The 21,601-nt window shown below is 60.6% G+C and carries 20 protein-coding genes; 15 read left to right on the top strand and 5 right to left on the bottom strand.

All coding sequences use genetic code 11. The features are described 5' to 3' along the window. Window positions 1-9 precede the first annotated feature (9 nt). Together GCT13_RS25405 and GCT13_RS25395 are read right to left on the bottom strand one after the other, a co-directional pair. Window positions 10-1,575 carry a recombinase family protein gene (locus tag GCT13_RS25405; RefSeq protein WP_152762797.1) on the bottom strand — a complete coding sequence of 522 codons (1,566 nt, stop codon included), beginning with the start codon at window positions 1,573-1,575 and terminating at the stop codon, window positions 10-12. Between the two features lie 1,203 nt (window positions 1,576-2,778). Then, on the bottom strand, window positions 2,779-3,117 hold the full coding sequence (locus GCT13_RS25395) for a hypothetical protein (protein ID WP_227747003.1): 339 nt from the start codon (window positions 3,115-3,117) through the stop codon (window positions 2,779-2,781). A gap of 351 nt (window positions 3,118-3,468) precedes the next feature. Here GCT13_RS25395 and GCT13_RS25390 point away from each other — a divergent pair, with 351 nt between their 5' ends. After that, window positions 3,469-4,239, top strand: a complete 771-nt coding sequence (locus tag GCT13_RS25390; protein ID WP_152762795.1) for a glucose 1-dehydrogenase — start codon at window positions 3,469-3,471, stop codon at window positions 4,237-4,239. Window positions 4,240-4,376: 137 nt separating this feature from the next. Continuing rightward, on the top strand, window positions 4,377-5,279 hold the full coding sequence (locus GCT13_RS25385) for an SDR family oxidoreductase (protein WP_152762793.1): 903 nt from the start codon (window positions 4,377-4,379) through the stop codon (window positions 5,277-5,279). 365 nt (window positions 5,280-5,644) lie between these two features. Here the strand turns inward: GCT13_RS25385 and GCT13_RS25375 are convergent, their stop codons facing one another. Beyond that, the gene (locus tag GCT13_RS25375) at window positions 5,645-6,121 is read right to left on the bottom strand and encodes an AraC family transcriptional regulator (RefSeq protein WP_152762789.1); all 477 of its coding nucleotides are present in this window, start codon (window positions 6,119-6,121) and stop codon (window positions 5,645-5,647) included. Between the two features lie 472 nt (window positions 6,122-6,593). On the opposite strand from GCT13_RS25375, the gene eat reads away from it, so the two are divergent. From eat to eutC, 3 genes are all read left to right on the top strand, one after another. Next, window positions 6,594-7,997: an ethanolamine permease gene (gene eat / locus GCT13_RS25370; RefSeq protein ID WP_152762787.1), complete on the top strand. Its 1,404-nt coding sequence runs from the start codon at window positions 6,594-6,596 to the stop codon at window positions 7,995-7,997. A gap of 83 nt (window positions 7,998-8,080) precedes the next feature. Then, on the top strand, window positions 8,081-9,475 hold the full coding sequence (locus GCT13_RS25365; RefSeq protein ID WP_152762785.1) for an ethanolamine ammonia-lyase subunit EutB: 1,395 nt from the start codon (window positions 8,081-8,083) through the stop codon (window positions 9,473-9,475). Further along, entirely contained in the window at window positions 9,472-10,263 is a 792-nt protein-coding gene (eutC, locus tag GCT13_RS25360; RefSeq protein WP_152762783.1) for an ethanolamine ammonia-lyase subunit EutC, read from the top strand. The genes GCT13_RS25365 and eutC overlap by 4 nt, the downstream gene beginning before the upstream one ends. Window positions 10,264-10,325: 62 nt before the next feature. Here eutC and GCT13_RS25355 read toward each other — a convergent pair whose 3' ends face one another. Both GCT13_RS25355 and adh read right to left on the bottom strand, forming a co-directional pair. Then, window positions 10,326-10,724 carry a DUF779 domain-containing protein gene (locus GCT13_RS25355; RefSeq protein WP_152762781.1) on the bottom strand — a complete coding sequence of 133 codons (399 nt, stop codon included), beginning with the start codon at window positions 10,722-10,724 and terminating at the stop codon, window positions 10,326-10,328. Window positions 10,725-10,802: 78 nt separating this feature from the next. Next, window positions 10,803-12,323 carry an aldehyde dehydrogenase gene (adh, locus tag GCT13_RS25350; protein WP_152762779.1) on the bottom strand — a complete coding sequence of 507 codons (1,521 nt, stop codon included), beginning with the start codon at window positions 12,321-12,323 and terminating at the stop codon, window positions 10,803-10,805. Between the two features lie 355 nt (window positions 12,324-12,678). Here adh and GCT13_RS25345 point away from each other — a divergent pair, with 355 nt between their 5' ends. From GCT13_RS25345 to GCT13_RS25300, 10 genes are all read left to right on the top strand, one after another. After that, complete coding sequence (locus GCT13_RS25345; protein ID WP_152762888.1) at window positions 12,679-13,686, top strand: helix-turn-helix domain-containing protein; 1,008 nt, start codon at window positions 12,679-12,681, stop codon at window positions 13,684-13,686. Window positions 13,687-13,903: 217 nt separating this feature from the next. Further along, entirely contained in the window at window positions 13,904-14,089 is a 186-nt protein-coding gene (locus GCT13_RS25340; protein WP_087732256.1) for a hypothetical protein, read from the top strand. A 15-nt stretch (window positions 14,090-14,104) separates the two neighbouring features. Beyond that, window positions 14,105-15,496 (top strand): ATP-dependent RNA helicase DbpA, encoded by a 1,392-nt coding sequence (gene dbpA, locus GCT13_RS25335; protein WP_152762777.1) that lies wholly within the window; start codon window positions 14,105-14,107, stop codon window positions 15,494-15,496. A 316-nt stretch (window positions 15,497-15,812) separates the two neighbouring features. Next, the gene (locus tag GCT13_RS25330; RefSeq protein WP_152762775.1) at window positions 15,813-16,967 is read left to right on the top strand and encodes a pyridoxal phosphate-dependent aminotransferase; all 1,155 of its coding nucleotides are present in this window, start codon (window positions 15,813-15,815) and stop codon (window positions 16,965-16,967) included. A 10-nt stretch (window positions 16,968-16,977) separates the two neighbouring features. Then, complete coding sequence (locus GCT13_RS25325; protein ID WP_152762773.1) at window positions 16,978-17,820, top strand: carbon-nitrogen hydrolase family protein; 843 nt, start codon at window positions 16,978-16,980, stop codon at window positions 17,818-17,820. 23 nt (window positions 17,821-17,843) lie between these two features. Then, entirely contained in the window at window positions 17,844-18,635 is a 792-nt protein-coding gene (locus GCT13_RS25320; RefSeq protein ID WP_152762771.1) for an ABC transporter substrate-binding protein, read from the top strand. Window positions 18,636-18,847: 212 nt separating this feature from the next. Continuing rightward, complete coding sequence (locus tag GCT13_RS25315) at window positions 18,848-19,585, top strand: anti-sigma factor family protein (RefSeq protein WP_152762769.1); 738 nt, start codon at window positions 18,848-18,850, stop codon at window positions 19,583-19,585. Between the two features lie 156 nt (window positions 19,586-19,741). Then, entirely contained in the window at window positions 19,742-20,260 is a 519-nt protein-coding gene (locus GCT13_RS25310) for an RNA polymerase sigma factor (protein WP_152762767.1), read from the top strand. Further along, window positions 20,257-21,102 (top strand): anti-sigma factor family protein, encoded by an 846-nt coding sequence (locus GCT13_RS25305; RefSeq protein WP_152762765.1) that lies wholly within the window; start codon window positions 20,257-20,259, stop codon window positions 21,100-21,102. The genes GCT13_RS25310 and GCT13_RS25305 overlap by 4 nt, the downstream gene beginning before the upstream one ends. Window positions 21,103-21,290: 188 nt before the next feature. Continuing rightward, complete coding sequence (locus GCT13_RS25300) at window positions 21,291-21,560, top strand: DUF4148 domain-containing protein (RefSeq protein ID WP_152762763.1); 270 nt, start codon at window positions 21,291-21,293, stop codon at window positions 21,558-21,560. Window positions 21,561-21,601 lie beyond the last annotated feature (41 nt).

Genomic DNA, 21,601 nt, shown 5'->3' with positions numbered 1-21,601 from the left:
TTCGATGGTTCACGCTGCTCTCCTCAACCGTGCCCGTTCGGCCATTCCGTAGAGATATTCGAGGGTATCGAACCGATAGCTCTCAAACTCGATGGAGTTTCTCTCGGCAAGATGGATGCGCGCTTGCGCAAAGTCGAGTCGCGGCAGCAGGTAGTAGTCGAGCGTTCCGGAGTTGGCGTGATTGAGTCGTACGGCGACGGTGATGTCGGGCAGCAGACTCGTGTCAAACCTGATTTTCCAATGACTATGACTCGAATCGTACGTCTGGCATCTGGCCAGCACGAGGCAAACCGTGAATTCGCTGTTCACCGTTAGCATGTCGGTCGCGGTGTCTCGCACGACTGCTCCACCGAGATCCGCAATACGCCGCTCGGTTTGTTCGATAATTTCCGGATGTAGCCGGCGGAGGAAGCGGTTCGTTTCGATGTAGCGATAGTCGCGCCCCGGGGTGAAGCCGACGGTTTGATACGCACGGATGAGGCTACCGAAATGGTAGACGTAAACTGACGTCGACGGCATACCCTCCGTTTCGTCAATTACGACGCCAGAAAGGAACCCGCGATCCCGGTACAGGTTTCGTAGGCGCTCAATCAACTCCTCATTCGAGTAGCGACGGGCACGCGCCCGCATGATGCCCTGTGCCGTATAGAACGCCTCTGCTGGGACGATTGGTTGGAACGCGCCATCTTTCCGGATCCACATATCCGGCGAGTTAGTTACACGTGCCTTCTTGAGTTTGAACGAAACTCGATTGTAGATGTTGTTGCCGATATATTTTTCGTTGGTCAGCACCTCTCGCACGGTTGCTCTGCTCCATTCGCGTCCGAGGTCGGTTCGTACATTCATACCGTTGAGGCGACCGGCAATCTCGTACTCGTTAAGCGATTCGTCAATGAACCAGTTGTAGATGAGATTGACGATACGGACTTCGCTATCCGGACCGGGTATCAGAATGACCCGGTCCGTCTGCAGGCTCTTATGTTCACCGCGAGCCAGTTCACCTTTCATCAACCCGTGCTGGTCGATCAGGACGCGGCGAAGGCCATAGCCGGCCGGGCCGCCTTGTCGAAACCCGAGTTCGATCAGGCGACACTGACCTGCGAACACCTTGGCAGAGAGTTCCCGGCTGTACTCGCCTGCCATTGCGCGCTTTACGCCCTTTACGATTGTCGAGACCGGTGAACCGTCGTTCTCAAACTGCTCCGCACAATACGCAACGTGAATGCCGGCGCGTCGGCAGACATACTCATAGTAGGCGCTCTCGTCAGCGTCCTGAAACCGTCCCCAACGGCTTACGTCATACACGAGGATGACTTGAAACTCGGCGGCTCCGCTTTCGACGTCGCGGATCAATCGCTGTAACGCTTCGCGACCATCGATACGCAGACCGCTTTTACCTTCGTCGGCATACGTGCCAACGACCTCTATATTGTGCCGACGCGCATACTCGCGTATTTTCTCGCGCTGGTTTTCTGTCGAATACTGCTGATGTTCAGTGGACATACGCACGTATTCCACCGCACGCATTGCGGCGCCCTGCGCAATACCATCAGTAGTTGCATTGTCGGGTGGCATGGTCCTGCTCCAGGCAGAATCATCGATGTCTCGCGAGACACGCTGGACCGGTGAACGGCTTCGGTGAATCTCATGAAAGAATCACACAGCGGCGTGCGGTGCTAACGGTCGACGAGAGGGATATAGAAACAAGGTAGCAGGCGCGTGCTCGATGTCGATCAGGTCATCTCTTTGCAATCGGATATCGCTCCTCGTCGGGGCACGACAGGACAGCGATGTGGACTAGGCAGGCGTTCATCTTTGCAACACCGGTGCTAAGCGCTCGCCGTAATACATAGAACCCCGTGACGATTGGGTTCGACGCGTTTGACGCGTCCATTTTTGCAACCGGGGCAGCGCGTCTGTAGACGTTGCGCGCTCGCTGCGCGGAACGATTGCGTTCGACATATGCTGGGTGAGCGGCGCGGTACCGGCGCCAGTAGTCTGGATTGCGGGCTCTCCACCCCGCCTGCGCCCGCGCCTGGTTTTCCCGGTAGTCCGGGTCGTTGCGAACATGCTCACGCTGCCAGCGACGTCGGCGCTCGCGTTGGCATGTCGGATTGCAACAGTACTGTTGGCTTGGAATTTGCGGACGAGGCTGGAAGAGAATTCCGCAGGCAAGACAGCGACGCGCGAGATTCATCATGCGCTCCATGCGTTGGCTATAACTGGAGCGCGGTCAGAACGGGAAGTTTGGATCGGCCGGGCATCCAACCCGCCGCGAGAATCCGGGACGTCGATCAGAAGCCGGTGTGACGGAGGCGAGCAAGCCAGTCTAACGAATTCGCCTCACAAATCCGGACAGATCTGCTTGAACAGCAAGCCATCCGCCTCCGGACGTCACGGCGCCGGTGACGTCAGTCTTCATGGCAGGACTCCGCGCCAATATCGCGCGAGTGCCCGTTCGCGCAAAGCGGCTAGGCGCCGAAAACCTGATCGGCTCCGCTAAACCCTCGCCGACTTTCCCTCTCTTGCTGAAACCTGGATTTTTCGCGACGTACAACTGGGGTCGTACCAAAACGCTACTACTTTGGCGCGAACGTAGGTCAGTCGCGCCAACTCCGACCCACCCGACAAGACAACTGTGGCGCGGCCTCGTGCAAGTCTTTGATTCTTTGTATGCGCCGTATCATCAACTATGGCGCCCTACGTGTAGATAGCCGCATAACCTGAGAAAAACGGACCCATAAGTTGAGAAACTTATGGGTCCGTTTTTCTAATAGGTCAGATATATCGGGAGTTAGTCCGCGCGAATGGCAGGAACGGACAAGCGTGCGAGCGTGCGTGCCTGATGTCCTTTCCGGTCAGCTTGCCGGAAAATGCCACCAAGGCTTGCAAATGCTTGTGTTGTGGATGTGCGGTGATGTAGGCATCAAAGGCCTTTTTGTAACGCACAGCGGCGGCACGCGAAGATGTCACCACCGTTGCTTTGGCTGAGCCGTTCAAGAGCTTCGCCACGTTGTGTGCAAAATGCTCGACGATGAATTCCACCTTCTGTGTCACGTTAGTCGCGTGTAGGTTCATCCATTTCGCCAGCGCGCGTTTGGCCGCCTTGCTGTCCACACGCTTTTCATCCAAGTCCGACTTGGCGATATTGAATGCCGTCTTGTACGGTGTGTACCGACGATGGAAGGGCACTACCCCGAAAGAGTTTAGAAACCGCGTGCGCGAGTCCGAGTGAGTTCGCGGCCGGAAAGTGCTGACTCTCCGAATAGGACAACAACCTGTCCGGATATGCCATAACGCAGGCAAAAGCGCCGGCTTAACATTGGCCCTCGTCCGCGAGAACAATCCTCCGCCTCGTCAAGCAACAACATCGCGATCCGATCGCCATCTGGTTAGCCGTGAGGCACGGAGAAAGATTTTGCTCGCTGTCGCCACCTTCAGCTATACAACTCAAGGGAAAGAACAGCCATGAGAATGCAGGGCAAGATCGGGCTCGTTACGGGCGGTGCCTCCGGTATGGGACTCGCCTTCACGCGGCGCCTCGCGCAGGAAGGCGCGAAGATCTACTTTACGGACGTCAACGAATCCGGCGGCAAAAAGGCCGAGGACGAAATGCGACGCACCGGTCTGTCGGTTATTTTTCTTTCTCACGATGTCACTCTGGAAGCCGACTGGCTCCGGGTGCTCGAGCACATCCGCGCCAGCGAAGGCCGCCTCGATGTGCTGGTCAACAACGCCGGCATCGTGATGTCGCACAACATCGAGAATTGCACTGCAGAGGATTTCGACAAGGTACTTGGAGTCAATCTGAAAAGCGTTTTTCTCGGCTGCAAGCACGGCCTCGCTCTCATGAAAGAAAACGGCGGATCGATCATCAATATGTCGTCGATTACCGCTATTTGCGGCGAACCGGCGGCACTGGCCTACAGTGCATCGAAGGCCGGCGTGCGGCTCCTGTCGAAATCCGTCGCGCTGCATTGCGCGGAGAAAGGCTACGCCATTCGGGTCAACAGCCTGCATCCCGGCTACATCGACACGCCTTTGCTTTCCGGCGCGCCGAGCCGGTTGTCCGAAGCCGAAGCACTGACCGTGCGCTCGCGCATCGGTGGCGAGATTCCCTTCAAGCGTCGCGGCACGCCTGATGAGGTGGCGGGTGCGGTGCTATATCTTGCCAGCGATGATTCCGTGTATGTCACCGGTACCGAACTGGTGGTCGACGGCGGCTACGCCTGCCACTGAGACGCGGCGACATAGTTGATCTGGCGTCCCTGCAGCCACGCCGATCACGATCAACGCAATGGAGTGTTGGTCAGCGATGAGCATACGAATTTATTGCTCTTGCCACCCTATCGCATACACACGAGGAGATGATCAGGATGCTTCAGTTCAAAGGGAAAGTCGCCGTCATTACGGGCGGCGCGTCGGGTTTTGGTCGAGAATTTGCGCGCCTGGGCGCCTCTCTCGGCATGAAGCTCGTGCTGGCCGACGTGCAGGCAGACGCGCTGGACGCAACCGTGAACGAGCTGAAGACAACGGGTGCCGAGGTTATCGGCAGGCGCACCGATGTTTCAAGATCCGACGAAGTCCAGGCCTTGGCCGACGCCGCCGTTGCCGCATTCGGCGAAGTCAGCCTGCTTTTCAACAATGCGGGCGTGGCATCTGGCGGACTGCTCTGGGAGAGTTCGGAAAAGGATTGGGACTGGGTGTTGGGTGTCAATCTGCGCGGCGTTATCCACGGCGTCCGTATCTTCGCGCCGTTGATGCTCGCGGCCGCTGACAAGAATCGCGATTACCTGGGGCATATCGTGAATACCGCGTCGATCGGCGGACTGGTCACGGCGCCGATGCTTGGCCCGTACACGGTCTCCAAGCACGCCGTGATTGCACTGACCGAATCGCTTTACCACGATCTGGGCCTTGTGACCGACAGGGTGAAATGCTCGGTCTTGTGTCCTTCTTTCGTCGCCACGGGTATCAACCGATCGCAGCGCAACCGTCCGGCAGAGCTCGGGGCGGAAGGGCCGCTTCATCGTTCGCACCTGGCGGCCCAGGCTATTCTCGACATGGGCACAGGGGCGGGCACGGTCAGCGCAGAACAGGTGGCACAGCAGACCTTCGACGGTATTCGCGAGCAGCGCTTTTACATCTGCCCGCATCCGGATACGCTTTCCACTGTGCGTCAGCGGTTTGATGACATCGTCGCTTTGCGCAATCCTCACGATCCTTTCAACGAAAATCAGGAAATGCGGGCGAAGGTGGTCGCTACGTTACAGGGATAAATGGCATTGCGGCTTGTCGTGCGGCGCATGAAGGGGCGCCGCCCCCGCGATGGACCGACCGCCTGAATGCCGGTGACCTCATCGCAACCTCTTGGCGTACCGATCGCGAACTACTTGCGAGATATACGTCGACAACCCGCGACCACGGACAGCAAGGCGCTTCATTTTCTCGACGTCTTGCTGACCCGGGGTCGCGTAGTCGTACAGATAGACCTTGCCGTCCTTGAATCCCACAACAATAGCGTCCGGACAGGTTTCGTAGGCGACCACGCCCGATCGGCCACTCCGATCCCGATATCGCGGCATTTCGCCTCCCGCTCGACGCGTCTAACCTCAGACGCGATGCAACAGAGCACGAACCATTCCTAAACTAGCGGCAAACAGATATCCGTCAGCAGGTTTGCCGGCGCGGTCTCTTTCGGATTGTTCAAATACTCTTCGAACACAGGCGCGTCCGCGGCCTCGTGTTCGGAGTTCACCAGCCACTCGCCATAGAGCCACTGATAAGCTGCCGCCATATCTTCGTAAGGCCCTTTGTGCCGCAACACGGCGTACTTGGCGCCAGCGATCGACGTGACGCTGACGGGCCCGCCGCTTGAAACATCGACGGCCCGAGGCAGCCACACGCCGGCTTTCGACCTCAATTCGTTTTCGGCGACAGCGGTCGGATCGTCGTAGAAGATCCCGATCATCCGCATCTCGCCGGACAGCGGTCCACGCGATGCCAGCCAGCCCATCAGCGTTTCGAACGCCTTGCCGATCTGCAGATACGGCCCGACGTGATCGACGGTGAGCACGTCGAAGCCCGCGATATCCCGAATCACCACATCTCTCATCGTCATTTGATTACCTCCTGGGTCCGCAAGAGACGGCCGGAACAGGCGATGCGTCCCGGCATTCCGATACTGCACGGGCGGCATGCATAAGATGGCGCTGAACGCCCGCGTGAACGACTGCAAAACTGACATACCCCGCCGCGCGCCATGTCGCGCACGATGACCGAGGTCGCTCATGGCAATCAATCGTAGAAGAAGGCGCGGCAAAGTTCACGACAGCACGCAGCGATTTTCCGCATCCTCCGCACAGGCCGCGTGCTGATCACACAAGACGACGCGTCATTCACCCCCGCGTTATTCAGCGACGACTTAACCCAGGCCGCTCGCGTGCGCACTCAATCGCATCCATCTTTGCCGATTTTCGATAACACCTCGATTTATGGCTTCCTACCATCGCCAGATGCCGTCGGTAACGGGCCCGCTGCGAAGGCCAACGACGCGGGTCCATCAACTGGCAACTTCGAAAAGGGAGCCTCCGATGAAAGCAGAGTCGACAACCCAGCACAAAGGCATCGTCACGCATCACGAGTTGAAGCAGACGCTCGGCACCTGGCAGCTTTGGGGCATCGCCGTCGGCCTCGTGATCTCCGGCGAATATTTCGGCTGGAGCTACGGCTGGGCGAGCGCGGGCACGCTTGGCTTCGTGATCACCGCGATTTTCATCGCCGCGATGTACACGACGTTCATCTTCAGCTTCACCGAACTCACGACGTCGATTCCACATGCGGGCGGCCCCTTTGCCTACGCGCGACACGCGTTCGGGCCCACGGGCGGTTATATCGCGGGCGCGGCGACACTCGTCGAATTCGTGTTCGCGCCGCCAGCGATCGCGCTCGCGATCGGCGCGTATCTGCACGTCCAGTTTCCCGGCCTCGAACCGAAGCACGCGGCGATGGGGGCGTATCTCGTGTTCATGGCGCTGAATATCGTCGGCGTGCAGATTGCGGCGGCGTTCGAACTATGCGTGACACTGCTCGCGATTTTCGAACTGCTGGTATTCATGGGCGTCGTGTCGCCGGGCTTCCAGTGGGCGCACTTCACGAAGGGCGGCTGGGCCGGCTCCGATACCTTCAGTATGGGCGCGTTCCACGGCATGTTCGCCGCGATTCCGTTCGCGATCTGGTTCTTCCTCGCGATCGAAGGCGTCGCGATGGCCGCCGAGGAAGCGAAGAACCCGAAGCGCTCGATTCCCATCGCCTACGTCACTGGCATTCTGACGCTCGTCGTGCTCGCGATCGGCGTAATGGTGTTCGCGGGCGCGGCGGGCGACTGGACGAAGCTCGCGAACATCAACGACCCGCTGCCGCAAGCGATGAAATACATCGTCGGCGAGAACAGCGGCTGGATGCACATGCTCGTGTGGCTCGGACTGTTCGGCCTCGTCGCGTCGTTTCACGGCATCATTCTCGGCTACTCGCGGCAGATCTTCGCGCTCGCGCGCGCGGGCTATCTGCCGGAATGGCTGTCGAAAGTGCATCCGCGCTTCAAGACTCCGCATCGCGCGATTCTCGCGGGCGGCGTGATCGGCATTGCAGCCATCTACAGCGACGAGCTGATCCAGTTCGGCGGGCAGACGCTCACTGCGAATATCGTGACGATGTCGGTGTTTGGCGCTATCGTGATGTACATCATCAGCATGCTCGCGCTGTTCAAGCTGCGCCGCACCGAGCCTGATATGGAGCGTCCGTTCCGCGCGCCGCTGTTTCCGTATTTCCCGGCGTTCGCACTCGTGGCAGCCGTGATTTCGCTCGCGACGATGATCTACTTCAATCTGCTCGTCGCGCTCGTGTTCGCTGCGTTCGTCGCGCTCGGTTACGGCTACTTCCTGATGACGCGTCAGCAACGCGAAGTCGCGCCGGCTGATGTACTGCTCGAAGAATGAACGCGTGCGAGCACCAGATTCGGCGGACACGCTGACGTACACGCAACAGGCCGCGCAGTAGCCGCGGCGACGGAGTGCACGATATGAGCTACATGGAGACAATTGGCAGCCGCACGTATCGGTTTGCCGATCTGAAGACGCTGATGGCGAAGGCGAGCCCGTTGCGTTCCGGTGACCAGCTTGCCGGCATTGCTGCGGCGAGCGAGGAGGAGCGCGTCGCTGCGAAGATGGCGCTCGCCGACGTGCCGTTACGCACGTTCCTCAACGAAGCGTTGATTCCCTATGAGAGCGACGAAGTCACGCGCCTCGTCATCGATACGCATTCGCCCGAAGCGTTCGCGGAAATTGCGCATCTGACCGTGGGCGAATTCCGCAACTGGCTGTTGTCCACTTCGACGGATACGGCCGCGCTTACGCGTATCACGAAAGGCCTCACGCCCGAGATGGTCACGGCCGTGTCGAAGCTGATGCGCAATCAGGATCTGATCCTCGCGGCGCGCAAACGGCCTGTCGTCACGCGCTTTCGCAACACGGTCGGCTTGCCGGGCCACATGTCGGTGCGCCTGCAACCGAATCACCCGACGGATGACGTGAAGGGCATCGCCGCATCGATGATCGATGGCCTGATGTACGGTTGCGGCGACGCGGTGATCGGCATCAATCCCGCGTCGGACAGTCTGTCGGCGATCACGAATCTGCTCGTGATGATCGACGATTTCCGCACGCGCTATCAGGTGCCGACGCAATCGTGCGTGCTCACCCACGTGACCAATACGATTGCGGCAATTGAAAAAGGCGCGCCCGTCGATCTCGTGTTCCAGTCGATCGCCGGCACCGAGAAAGCGAATGCGAGCTTCGGCATTTCGCTCGCGCTGTTGCAGGAGGCCTATGAAGCGGCGCTGTCGCTCAAGCGCGGCACTGTCGGCGACAACGTGATGTACTTCGAGACGGGGCAGGGCAGTGCGTTGTCGGCGAATGCGCATCATGGCGTCGACCAGCAAACCTGTGAAGTGCGCGCGTATGCCGTCGCACGGCAGTTCAATCCGTTTCTGACGAATACGGTGGTGGGCTTCATCGGTCCCGAGTATCTGTACGACGGCAAGCAGATCACGCGCGCCGGTCTCGAAGATCATTTCTGCGGCAAGCTGCTCGGCGTGCCGATGGGCTGCGATATCTGCTACACGAATCACGCGGAAGCCGACCAGGACGACATGGACAATCTGCTGACGCTGCTCGGTGTTGCGGGCATTAACTTCATCATGGGCATTCCCGGCGCGGACGATGTGATGCTTAACTACCAGAGCACGTCGTTTCACGATGCGCTGTATGTGCGTGAGGTGCTGGGTTTGCGCCGCGCGCCCGAGTTCGAAGAGTGGCTGGAGTCGATGCAGATCACCGATGCGCGCGGCGCGTTGCTCAATGCGCCCGCGCGTCAGCCGTTGCTCGAAGGCGCAAGCGAATGGATGGGTATCGCATGAGCGATTCGATCGAAAAGAACGCGTGGCAGGCGTTGCGTGCATTCACGAATGCACGCATTGCGTTGGGCCGCGCGGGCAACTCTCTGCCGACTGCGCCGTTGCTGGCGTTCAATCTTTCGCACGCGCAGGCGCGCGACGCCGTGCATCATCCGCTCGATGCCGACGTGTTGCACGAACAGTTGCGCGCGCAGGGCTTCGCATCGCTCGACGTGCATAGCGCCGCGCCGGATCGCGAGCACTATTTGCGGCGTCCGGATATGGGGCGGCGTCTTGCGGACGAGAGCCGCGATCTATTGAACAACGCCGCGAGTGACGATCCGCCCGAAGTGGTCTTCGTCATCGCCGATGGCCTATCCGCGTTTGCGGCTTCAAAGCAGTCGATGCCTCTGTTGCAGGCCATCACGAAGCGGCTCGCGGACTGGAAGATCGGCCCCGTCGTGGTCGCGCGTCAATCGCGCGTCGCGTTGGGCGATGAGATCGGTGAGTTGCTGAGAACGAAGCTCGTCGTGATGCTGATCGGCGAGCGGCCGGGGCTCAGTTCGCCGGATAGCTTGGGCATCTATCTGACGTATGCGCCGAAAGTCGGATGCAGCGACGCGCAACGCAACTGCATTTCGAACGTGCGGCCGGAAGGGCTCGACTACGAAGCAGCCGCCCACAAGCTGCACTATCTGCTGACGCATGCGCGCCGTTTGGGGCTGACGGGTGTCGGTCTGAAGGACGATAGCGATGCGCTGCTTCAAACGACCGAAGCCGCATCGGTCATCACGGACGCTTCAAGAAAGTAGCAAAGCGTCCAGCCGTCATTTCGCGGCTGGGCGCTTACTGCGTCAACTTCGCCAACGCAACATCAGAGCGCATCGGCACGGCTCACGGGATGCTTGTCCAGCCACGCGTTTTCTTCGTCATCGAAAAGACGCGAGCGCGTGAGGAATCGCAGCCCTGTCGGCCGCTCCAGCGAAAACATGCCGCCGTTGCCCGGCACGACATCGATGATCAACTGCGTGTGCTGCCAGTACTCGAATTGCGATTCGCTCATGTAGAACGGCACGCCTGCAATCGTTCCGAGCCATACATCCGATGCGCCGACCATGAACTCGTTCGACGGAAAACACATCGGCGCGCTGCCGTCGCAACATCCGCCCGATTGATGAAAAATGATCGGTCCGTGTTCGGCGCTCAACTGCTGGATCAGTTTGACGGCCGCATCGGTTGCCACGACACGTGCAACGCTTTCTTCTTCATTCATCGCGCTTCCTCTTTCATTTGATCCGCTGAAAAAGCGGGCGAACCGCATCGCGCGATTCGCCCAACAGGAGCACGACGCTCAGAAGAAGCCCAACGGCTTGTCGCTATAGCTGACGAGCAAGTTCTTCGTTTGCTGGTAGTGGTCAAGCATCATCTTGTGATTCTCGCGCCCGATGCCCGACTGCTTGTAGCCGCCAAACGCCGCGTGCGCCGGATACGCGTGATAGCAGTTGGTCCACACGCGGCCTGCCTGAATTTCGCGGCCGAAGCGATAGGCGCGCGAACCATCGCGTGTCCAGACGCCCGCGCCGAGGCCATAGAGCGTATCGTTGGCGATCTCGAGCGCTTCTTCTTCGTTCTTGAACGTCGTCACGGAGACGACCGGCCCGAAGATCTCTTCCTGGAAAATGCGCATCTTGTTGTGACCGCGGAATACCGTCGGCTTCACGTAGTAGCCTTTCGCGAGTTCGCCGTCGAGCTTGTTCTGCTCGCCGCCGATCAGGCATTGCGCGCCTTCCTGCTTGCCGAGATCGATATACGACAGGATCTTTTCGAGCTGTTCCTTCGATGCCTGCGCGCCGATCATCGTCTTCGCGTCGAGCGGGTGTCCTTGCTGAATGGCGGCGACGCGCTTCAACGCGCGCTCCATGAAGCGGTCGTAAATCGATTCTTCGATCAGCACGCGCGACGGGCACGTGCACACTTCGCCCTGATTCAACGCGAACATCGCAAAGCCTTCGAGTGCCTTGTCGAAGAAGCTGTCGTCCTTGTCGAGCACGTCGGCGAAGAAGATGTTCGGGCTCTTTCCGCCCAGTTCCAGCGTCACGGGGATGATGTTCTGGCTTGCGTACTGCATGATCAGGCGGCCCGTCGTCGTTTCGCCCGTGAACGCGATCTTTGCGATGCGCTTGCTCGACGCGAGCGGCTTGCCCGCTTCGAGGCCAAAGCCATTGACCACGTTCAGCACGCCCGCAGGCAGCAGATCCTGAATCAGTTCGACCAGCACGAGTATCGACGCGGGCGTTTGCTCGGCGGGTTTCAGCACGACGCAATTGCCTGCCGCGAGCGCGGGCGCGAGTTTCCACGTAGCCATCAGGATCGGGAAATTCCACGGAATGATCTGGCCGACCACGCCGAGCGGCTCATGAAAGTGATAGGCGACCGTATCGTGATCGATTTCCGAAATGCCGCCTTCCTGCGCGCGGACCGCGCCGGCGAAATAGCGGAAGTGATCGATCGCGAGGGGAATGTCGGCGGCCATCGTTTCGCGCAGTGGCTTGCCGTTGTCGATCGTCTCGGCGACGGCGATACGTTGCAGGTTCGCTTCCAGGCGATCGGCGATCTTGTTGAGGATGTTCGCGCGTTCCGTGGTCGAGGTCTTGCCCCAAGCCGTTTTCGCGCGATGCGCGGCGTCCAGCGCGAGCTCGACGTCGGCTTCGCGTGAGCGCGGAATCGACGTGAACGGCTCGCCCGTAATCGGCGAGACGTTGTCGAAGTACTCGCCGCCCGCCGGCTTCACCCACTCCCCACCGATGAAATTCTCGTATTGCTTCTTGTACGGAAACTCGGTGGTCAGAAACTTCATCTCTGCGTGATTCATCTGCGTGCTCCTCACATGATCGGATAGTCGATGTATTCGTTTGGGCATGTCACCCGGCTGAGCGGTCTTCTGCTGCCGCGGGTCCATATCGCCAGAAGTGTGCCAACGAGTGCATGCGTGCCGCCGATGCCGGTGCACGCGGCACTGTCGCGATGCACCCACGCGATGCACGAGAGATTGCTCAGAGCAGGCGTTGCATCGATGAGCAGTTCGACGAGCGAGTGTTCATCGAATGAACAGCGCACGTGCACTGGAATGGAAAGTCGCCGAGGGTTCTTTCGGCATGGGACTTGCGTCGGTGTACGCTTGTTTGTTCAATGTCACATGCAGGTGCATGTTCATCATCGACGCCCATATGACGACCGATCTTTCCTCTCCGTTCTCGCGCGTGCCCGTGTGCCGCGTCGAAACGAGCGTCGCGCACGACGCCGATGAACAGGCGCGCAATCTTCGCGGCTGGACGCAGACTTACGACCAGCTCACAGCAGGGCGCTTCGTCGGAAAGCTGACGGGCTTGCATCTCGACGCGATGCACGTGTTCTGCGAGACGACGAGCCAGACATTGCGCCAGGCGTGCGAAGTGCCCGCAGACGCATACTGGTTCGGCATTCCCGCCGACGACGCGAGCACGGGCCGCATCGACTCGCATGCGATCGGCGACGATGCGCTCGCGTTTCAACGCGGCGGCGTCGAATTCGAACTGCTGACGCCGGGCGGCTACGCGATCTTCGGCGTGGTCGTGTGCCGTGACGTGCTGCATCGGCATGCAGCCGCCGTCGAACACGCCGACATGATCGATCAGGCCACGCACACAGGCGTCGTTCCGATCGATGCGAAAAACAAGGCGCGATTCTGCGCGCTGTTGCGCAGCGCACTCGACGATACGGCAAGCGCCGCGCTTTCCACACGCGCCCGATCCAACCTGCAAGCGTCGGTGCTGTCGTCGCTGTTCGACCTGTGCACGACCGCATCCGTCGAACCCGCCGCGATTCCCGCGCGTCCGCGCAGGCAATGGATCGTCTCTGCCGCACGCGAGTACGTGCTCGCGAATCGCGAGCGTCCCGTCAGCGTGCCCGAGTTGTGCGAGCATCTGCACGTCAGCCGCCGCACGTTGCAGTACTGCTTTCAGGACGTGCTGGGTCTCGCGCCCGCGAGCTATCTGCGCGCGATCCGCCTGAATGGCGCGCGCCGCGATCTGTGCGATGCCGCACCTGGCGAGCGCACGGTGCAGGACGTCGCGGCTGCGTGGGGCTTCTGGCATCTGAGCCAGTTCGCGACCGACTATCGCAGGCTGTTCGGCTTGCTTCCTTCAGAGACGCTCAAAACCGTCCATGCGCCCGTGAACGCACTGCTGACTCACTAGGCGCATCGAACGCTCACAGGGCTCGCCTGCGCGCTTCCGTTAAAATCGCGGAATGCGCGAATTTCCTTCGCCGCCCGATCAACCAATCCTCATCCACGACATAGCAGGCTGCGCTATATCGGTTCCATTGCGTGGACCGATCGATCATCGCCTTGCGTGCATTCGCGTTCTTCGCCCGCGACGGAACGCGCTCAACCGATCAAGCTGGAGAATCAACGTGTTTACTTGCATCAATCAGAGCTGCGGCGCGCAGTGGGAACAGTCCGACGTCGTCATCAAGAACGAAGGGCAGGGTCTGCTGTTTCGCTGCCCGATGTGCGGCGCCCGCAACTATGTCGAGCGTTTCGACGCCGACGACGGCACGATCGTCTATGAGCAGATCGAAGGCCGCCCGTATAACTGAAGCCCGCACAACAACATGACAGACAATGCACGTCCCTTCAGCGAACTGCCGCTCTCGCCGGCGGCGCTCGCGAATCTCACACAACTCGGCTACGTCGAGATGACGCCGATCCAGGCCGCGAGCCTGCCTGTCGCGCTCGCCGGCCAAGACCTGATCGCGCAGGCGAAGACGGGCAGCGGCAAGACGGCGGCGTTCTCGCTCGCGCTGCTCGCGCGGCTCGATGCGCGCCGTTACGCGGTGCAGGCGCTGGTGCTGTGCCCGACGCGCGAACTCGCCGATCAGGTCACTCAGGAGATCCGCCGTCTGGCGCGCGCCGAAGAGAACATCAAGGTGCTGACGCTGTGCGGCGGCACGCCGATGCGTCCGCAGACGGCGAGCCTCGAACACGGCGCGCACATCATCGTCGGCACGCCGGGGCGCATCATGGATCATCTGGAGCGCGGCAGCCTCGCGCTCGATGCGCTCAACACGCTCGTGCTCGACGAAGCGGACCGCATGCTCGACATGGGCTTCTTCGACGACATTGCGAAGGTCGCGCGTCAATGTCCAAAGGAACGGCAGACGCTGCTGTTCTCCGCGACGTACCCCGAGGGCATCGCGAAACTGAGCCAGCAATTCCTGCGCAACCCGAAGGAAGTGAAGCTCGAAGAGCGTCACGGCGACAGCAAGATTCGCCAGCGCTTCTATGAAGTGACGGAGGACGAGCGTCTGCATGCCGTCGGTCTGCTGCTGAATCACTACCGGCCTGTGAGCACGATCGCGTTCTGCAACACGAAGAACCAGTGCCGCGATCTGCTCGACGTGCTGCGCGCACAGGGCTTGCACGCGCTCGCGCTGCATGGCGAGCTCGAGCAGCGCGAACGTGATCAGGTGCTGATCCAGTTCGCAAATCGCAGCTGCTCCGTGCTCGTTGCAACCGACGTCGCCGCGCGCGGCCTCGACATCGCGCAGCTCGAAGCGGTGATCAACGTCGATGTGACGCCCGATCCGGAAGTGCACGTGCATCGCATCGGCCGCACGGGCCGGGCGGATCAGGACGGCTGGGCGCTGAGCCTCGCGAGCATGAACGAAATGGGGCGCGTGGGCGGCATCGAAGAGGCGCAGGGGCGCGACGTCGAGTGGCATCCGCTTGCCGAATTGAAGCCTGCAAGCGACGAGCCGCTGCTGCCGCCGATGGAGACGCTGCAGATACTCGGCGGCCGCAAGGAAAAGATCCGCCCCGGCGACGTGCTCGGCGCGCTGACGGGCGAAGCGGGCTTCAACGGTTCGCAGATCGGCAAGATCAACGTGACGGAGTTTTCGACTTACGTCGCCGTCGATCGCAGCATCGCCCGTGACGCGCTGCGCAAACTGAGCGCGGGCAAGGTCAAGGGCAAGAAGGTGAAAGTGCGCCTGATGGACGAATGAACGCGTGACGGCAGCGCGCGACACGCGCTGCCTCTCTCTTCTGCAAGGCTGCTGCCAACCCTCCTTAGCATCACGTGGTTTCATACCTGCGGGATTACCCTGCCGTCGTCCGCATTCCGCTTTACTCCGTTCGCGCAAGCGCCTTCGCGTACTCTCGCGCTTCGCGCCGCAGCATTCGCCGCATGAGCGAAACGCATGCCGCGCATGACAAACTTTCGATTGTTCTCACGCACGCGTTGTTGCCTAATCGTTCAAACTGGACGGGACCGACGCATCACGCATGGCCCGCCGATTTGCAGCGAGGAGGAGGAATCTCATGCAGAGCGCTTTGCAAGCCCGCTCGAAATTGCCGGACGTCGGCACAACGATCTTCACGGTCATCGGCCAACTGGCCGCCGAACACAATGCGCTGAACCTGTCGCAAGGCGCGCCGAATTTCGCGCCCGACGAAGCGCTGGTCGATGGTGTGGCCAAGGCGATGCGCGCGGGTCACAACCAGTACGCGCCGATGGCCGGCATCGGCGCATTGCGCGCGGCGCTCTCGGCGAAAGTGGAGACGCTGTACGGCGTGCACTACGATCCGTCGACGGAAGTGACCGTGATCGCGAGCGCGAGCGAAGGGCTGTACTCGACGATCAGCGCGCTCGTGCATCCCGGCGACGAGGTGATCTACTTCGAGCCGTCGTTCGACAGCTATGCGCCTATCGTTCGCCTTCAAGGCGCGAAGCCGATCGCGATCAAGCTTTCATCGAACGATTTCCGCGTGAACTGGGCTGAAGTGTCCGCCGCAATCACGCCGAGAACGCGGATGATCATCGTCAACACACCGCACAATCCGACCGCGACGATCTTCAGCGACGCCGATATCGAACGCCTGAAAGCGGTCACGCGCAATACGGATATCGTGATTCTGTCCGACGAAGTGTACGAGCACGTCGTGTTCGACGGCGCGAAGCATCACAGCATGGCGCGTCATCGCGAACTCGCGGAGCGCAGCGTGATCGTGTCGTCGTTCGGCAAGTCGTATCACGTGACGGGCTGGCGCGTAGGCTATTGCCTCGCGCCCGCCGCGCTGATGGACGAGATTCGCAAGGTCCATCAGTTCATGGTGTTTTCCGCCGATACGCCGATGCAATACGCGTTCGTCGAAGCGCTCGCGAATCCGCAGAGCTATCTGGGACTGTCCGAGTTCTATCAGCACAAGCGCGATCTGTTGACGCGCGAACTGAGCGACTCACGCTTCGAACTGTTGCCGAGCGAAGGCAGCTTCTTCATGCTCGCGCGTTTTCGCGGCTTCTCTGACGAAAAGGACAGCGACTTCGTGCTGCGCCTGATCCGCGATGCGAAGGTCGCGACCATTCCCCTGTCGGCGTTCTATACGGACGGCACGGATGGCGGCCTCATTCGCCTGAGTTTTTCGAAAGACGACGATACGCTGATCGAAGGCGCGCGCCGTCTGCGCTCGATTTGAGGACCACGCGATGATGCAGGAATCGATCAAGGCAGCCGTCGTGCAGATGAGCAGCAGCGCGGACGTCCAGCAGAATCTCGGCGAAGCGCGCCGTTGGGTGCACGAGGCGGCGCGCGAAGGCGCAACGCTGATCTGCTTGCCCGAATACTTCTGCTGGATCGGCGATGACGAAATGCAGCGTGTCGCGCTCGCCGAAGCATTCGGCGATGGTCCGATTCAACACGCGCTATCCGCACTGGCGCGCGAGACGAACGCGTGGCTGATCGGCGGCACGGTGCCGATCCGGCCGTCGCAGGGTCCGCAGGTCGGCACGCATGCGTACAACACGTCGCTCGTGTTCGATCCGTCGGGGCAGTGCGCGGCACGCTACGACAAGATTCATCTGTTCAGCTTCAACCAGGGCGCCGAGCGGCACGCCGAAGGCGATACGATGGTCGGCGGCGATAGCATCGGCACTGTTCAAGGGCCGTTCGGCGCGCTGCGTTTGTCGGTGTGCTACGACTTGCGCTTTCCCGAGCTGTATCGCGCTGCGCCCGATGCCGACGTGATCGCCGTGCCCGCTGCGTTCACGCACACAACGGGACTCGCGCATTGGGAGTTGTTGTTGCGCGCGCGAGCCGTCGAAAATCAGGCCTTCGTGCTCGCGTCCGGGCAGTGCGGCACGCACTCGAACGGGTGGCGGACTTTTGGCCACAGTATGATCGTCGGGCCGTGGGGCGAAGTGCTCGCGCGTCACGACGACGAACCCGGCATCGCTCTCGCGACGCTGACCCAGGCCGCGCTCGACGAAGCGCGCAACCGTCTGCCGGTGCTGACGCATCGGCGCATCGCTACGCCGTCTGACGTGCATTGAACATAAAGGGAAGGAGATCGACGATGAAGCTTTTGAAGAATCTGCTGATGCTGGCGTGCGCGTTCGCATCGGTTGCGACGGCGTCGGCGATGGCCGCCGATGCGACGACGCTGCGCTACGGACTCGAAGCGCAATATCCGCCGTTCGAATCGAAGGGCTCGAATGGCGAATTGCAGGGCTTCGATATCGATATCGGCAACGCGGTCTGCAAGACGGCAAACCTGAAATGCAGCTGGGTCGAAACGTCGTTCGACGGTTTGATTCCGGCGCTGCAAGGCCGCAAGTTCGATGCGATCAACTCGGCGATGAATGCGACGGAAAAGCGCCGCCAGGCCATCGACTTCACCAACGTGATCTACCGCGTGCCGACGCAACTGATCGCGCGCAAGGACAGCGGCCTGCTGCCGACGCCCGAATCGCTGAAGGGCAAGCGCGTCGGCGTGTTGCAGGCGTCGATTCAGGAAACGTATGCGAAGGCGCACTGGGAAGGCGCCGGCGTGACGGTCGTGCCGTATCAGGACCAGAACCAGGTGTATGCGGATCTCGTCGCGGGTCGTCTCGATGCAACGCTCGTGCTTGCGCCCGCGGGGCAAACGGGCTTCCTTTCGCGTCCCGACGGCAAGGACTTCGCGTTCGTCGGCCAAGCGGTGCGTGACGACAAGATTCTCGGCAGCGGCATCGCGTTCGGCGTCCGCAAAGGCGACACCGCGCTGCGCGACCAGTTGAACGCGGCAATCGCAAAGGTGCAGGCGGACGGCACGGTCAAGACGCTCGCGCAGAAGTACTTCGGCAATATCGACGTTTCGGCGAAGTAAGCCGCTTCGGTTTTTCGCTTTCGGTTTTCTGCTGCATTTTTCTGCTGTATTTTTCTGCTGTATTTCTGCATTGCGCGCCGCATGGCTTTGGTCATGCGGCGCGTTTGTTTTTGCCTAACGTCTGACGAATGAATCGTTGAAAGCGTTTGGAATAAAGTCCGCGATGGTCCTGTTAGCGCAGCAGGAGCCTCGTTTTGTACGACTGAACCGCTATGTCCCGCACTCATACGCCGACCGACCCGCCGCTTACCGAAGCGGACATGCAGGCGTTCGCCGACGGCAATCTGCCGCCCGAACGGGCGGCGCGCGTGCGCAGATATCTGGGCTCGCGGCCGCGCGAGGCCGAGCGGATTGCGTTCTACAGGCATCTGAACATGCAGATGCGGGACGTCTTCGAGGGCGTGTTTGCGCAGCGCCTTCGGGCACAGCACGCCGACCGTACGCAGGCTGTCGATTTACGTTCGAGGGCGCGCAAGTTCTTTCTGCGGCGTATTGGCGTGGCGTTGCTCGGCATCGCGCTGCTTGTATCGTCGGTGAGCGGGTGGTTTTTTGCGTCACGCGTATCGATGGAAATGCTCGATGCGACGGCCGTGATGGCGCTGATGCGAGCGTCGGGTCAGCGAGATGCAGGTGCAGCGGTGACTGTTCTCAAGGACCCGCATGCCGCCGATCTTGCGCCGCTGGGACTGAGGCTCGTCGATGCGAGGACGCGTCGTCCGAACGCATTCGCCCGTATCGAGATACTCGACTACCGGAACGCGGACGGTGATGCCGTCGTGCTGGTTTCGTCGTGGGCGCCGTTCGCAGCCGACAAGCCGCTTTGGTTCGCGCAACGCGTTGGCGACGTGAGGCTTCTGATGTGGACCGCCGACGGCAAGCGCTACGTGCTGGCAGGACGCGCAACGACGCACGGACTGATGCGCGCCGCCGATGCGTTGACGGTACGCTAACAACACGTTGAGCAAACGCACGGCTTGTCGATTTGCACGCGCGCGTGAGGCCATTGAAAACCGCGCGGAATAAAATGCAACAGGTTGTGTTCTCTGCATCAAGAGGCGACGCGCGCGGTGGAATGCGTGCCGAGCGATACCTGATGGATAGAGGAAATGGACATCCGTAACGAGTTGATCGAGCACGTGCCGCGATTGCGCCGCTACGCAAGGGCGCTGATCAGCAATCGCGATCTCGCGGACGATCTCGTGCAGGACACGCTCGAACGCGCGCTGACGCGCACAAAAATGTTCCAGGTCGGCACGGATTTGCGTGCGTGGCTTTTCACGATCATGCACAACGTGTTCATCAATCAGGTGCGCAAGTCGTCGACGCGCGCGGTCCATGTTTCCGTCGATGACGAGAGCATTGTCGAAAGCGAATTCGCGGTGTCGGGTGAGCAGACGCGCTCGCTCGAAGTGCGCGACCTCGATTACGCGTTGCAGCGGCTGCCTGCGGATCAGCGCGAAGTCGTGTTGCTCGTCGGGCTCGAGGAGATGAGTTACGCCGAAGTGGCGATTGCGCTCGATATTCCCGTCGGCACGGTGATGTCGAGGCTTTCGCGCGGGCGCGAGCGTTTGCGTGCGTTGATGGCGGGCGCTCAGCCCGGCGCAAAACTGAAGGTGGTGCGATGAGCGATCAACAGACTCCGATCAGCGAAGAAGATATTCACGCGTATGTGGACGGCACGCTGTCCGATGAGCGTCGTGAAGAAGTGGAGCGCGCGCTCGAAATGAACCCCGCACTGGCCGCGCGCGTCAGCGATTACTTCTCGCTGAACAACATGTTCCATGAGCGCTACGACCGCGTGCTGAACGAGCCGGTGCCTGCGCGTCTGCGCGTGCACGAGAAGCGTCGCTGGCTGAGTGCGGCGAACTGGCCGCAATTCGCGGGGATGGCGGCGGCGCTGGTGTTGGGCATCGGCATTGGCGTCGGCACGAACATGGGCAAGAACATGCTTGCGCCGTGGGCGGGTTCGTCACAAGGGTCGTCGCAGGGTTCGTCGAATACGCGGCCAGTGAGCGCCGATGTTTCCGAAGTCTTCGCGCGAAAGGCAGCGTTGGCGCATGTCGTGTATATGCCTGCTGTCGATCGTCCCACGGATATCGGCGAGGGGCACGAGGAAGATTTCGTGCAGTACCTGGCGAACAAGCTGGGTACCGATGTGCATCCGCCGATGCTCACCAAGAGCGGATTCCAGCTCGCCGGCGGCCGCGTATTGCCGGGCGACGACGGGCCCGTTGCGCAGTTCATGTATCACAACGCCAAAGGCGAGCGCGTGACGCTTTGCATTTCCCATCGCAAAGCGAGTGCGAATACGACTGCGTTCAAGCTGTATCAGGAAGGGCCGGTGAATGTGTTCTATTGGGTCGACGGCGATTTCGGATATGCGGTGTCGGGCGGCATCGATCGCAAGGTGATGCTGCAGATCGCGCACGACGTCTATGCACAATTGACGGGCGCGACACCGGGTTGATCGTTTAGCTGTTTTCGCTGACGGCTGTATCGTTGAATGCAGCCGGTTTTTTGCCTTTATAGTTAGCTATCCGTATTTATTTGGCCGAGTGCGTTGTGGTTGGCGATTCTTTTGGATCGACGGGAATAGATCGCAGTGACGTGTGGTTTGTCACTGTGCGTACCGCACGTTTTTCAAAGGAGTTGGCAATGAAGATGCTTGCAATGTTGGCCGTATCCGTCGCAGCCCTCAGTTCGACGAATGTCTTCGCGCAAGGCAAGACGCGCGCGCAGGTGTATCAGGAATTGATCGAGGCGCAGCAGAACGGGCTGAACTTCGTCACGGACGCTTCGTATCCGGACGTGAGTCCGGCGTTTCAAGGAACGGTCGAGTATCTGAAGAAGCAGGCGATGGCGAAAGCCGAAAGCGCGAACCGGATGGCGAAGGGGGCTTCGGATGCGGCGGTACCTGGGAATTGAATCGAAGCCGTTCGGAGGAACGGTTGAAAACGATTGGAAAA

Source organism: Paraburkholderia franconis (genome assembly GCF_009362735.1).
In the GTDB taxonomy this organism is placed as follows: domain Bacteria; phylum Pseudomonadota; class Gammaproteobacteria; order Burkholderiales; family Burkholderiaceae; genus Paraburkholderia; species Paraburkholderia franconis.
This window is presented reverse-complemented; position numbering and strand designations above follow the sequence as displayed.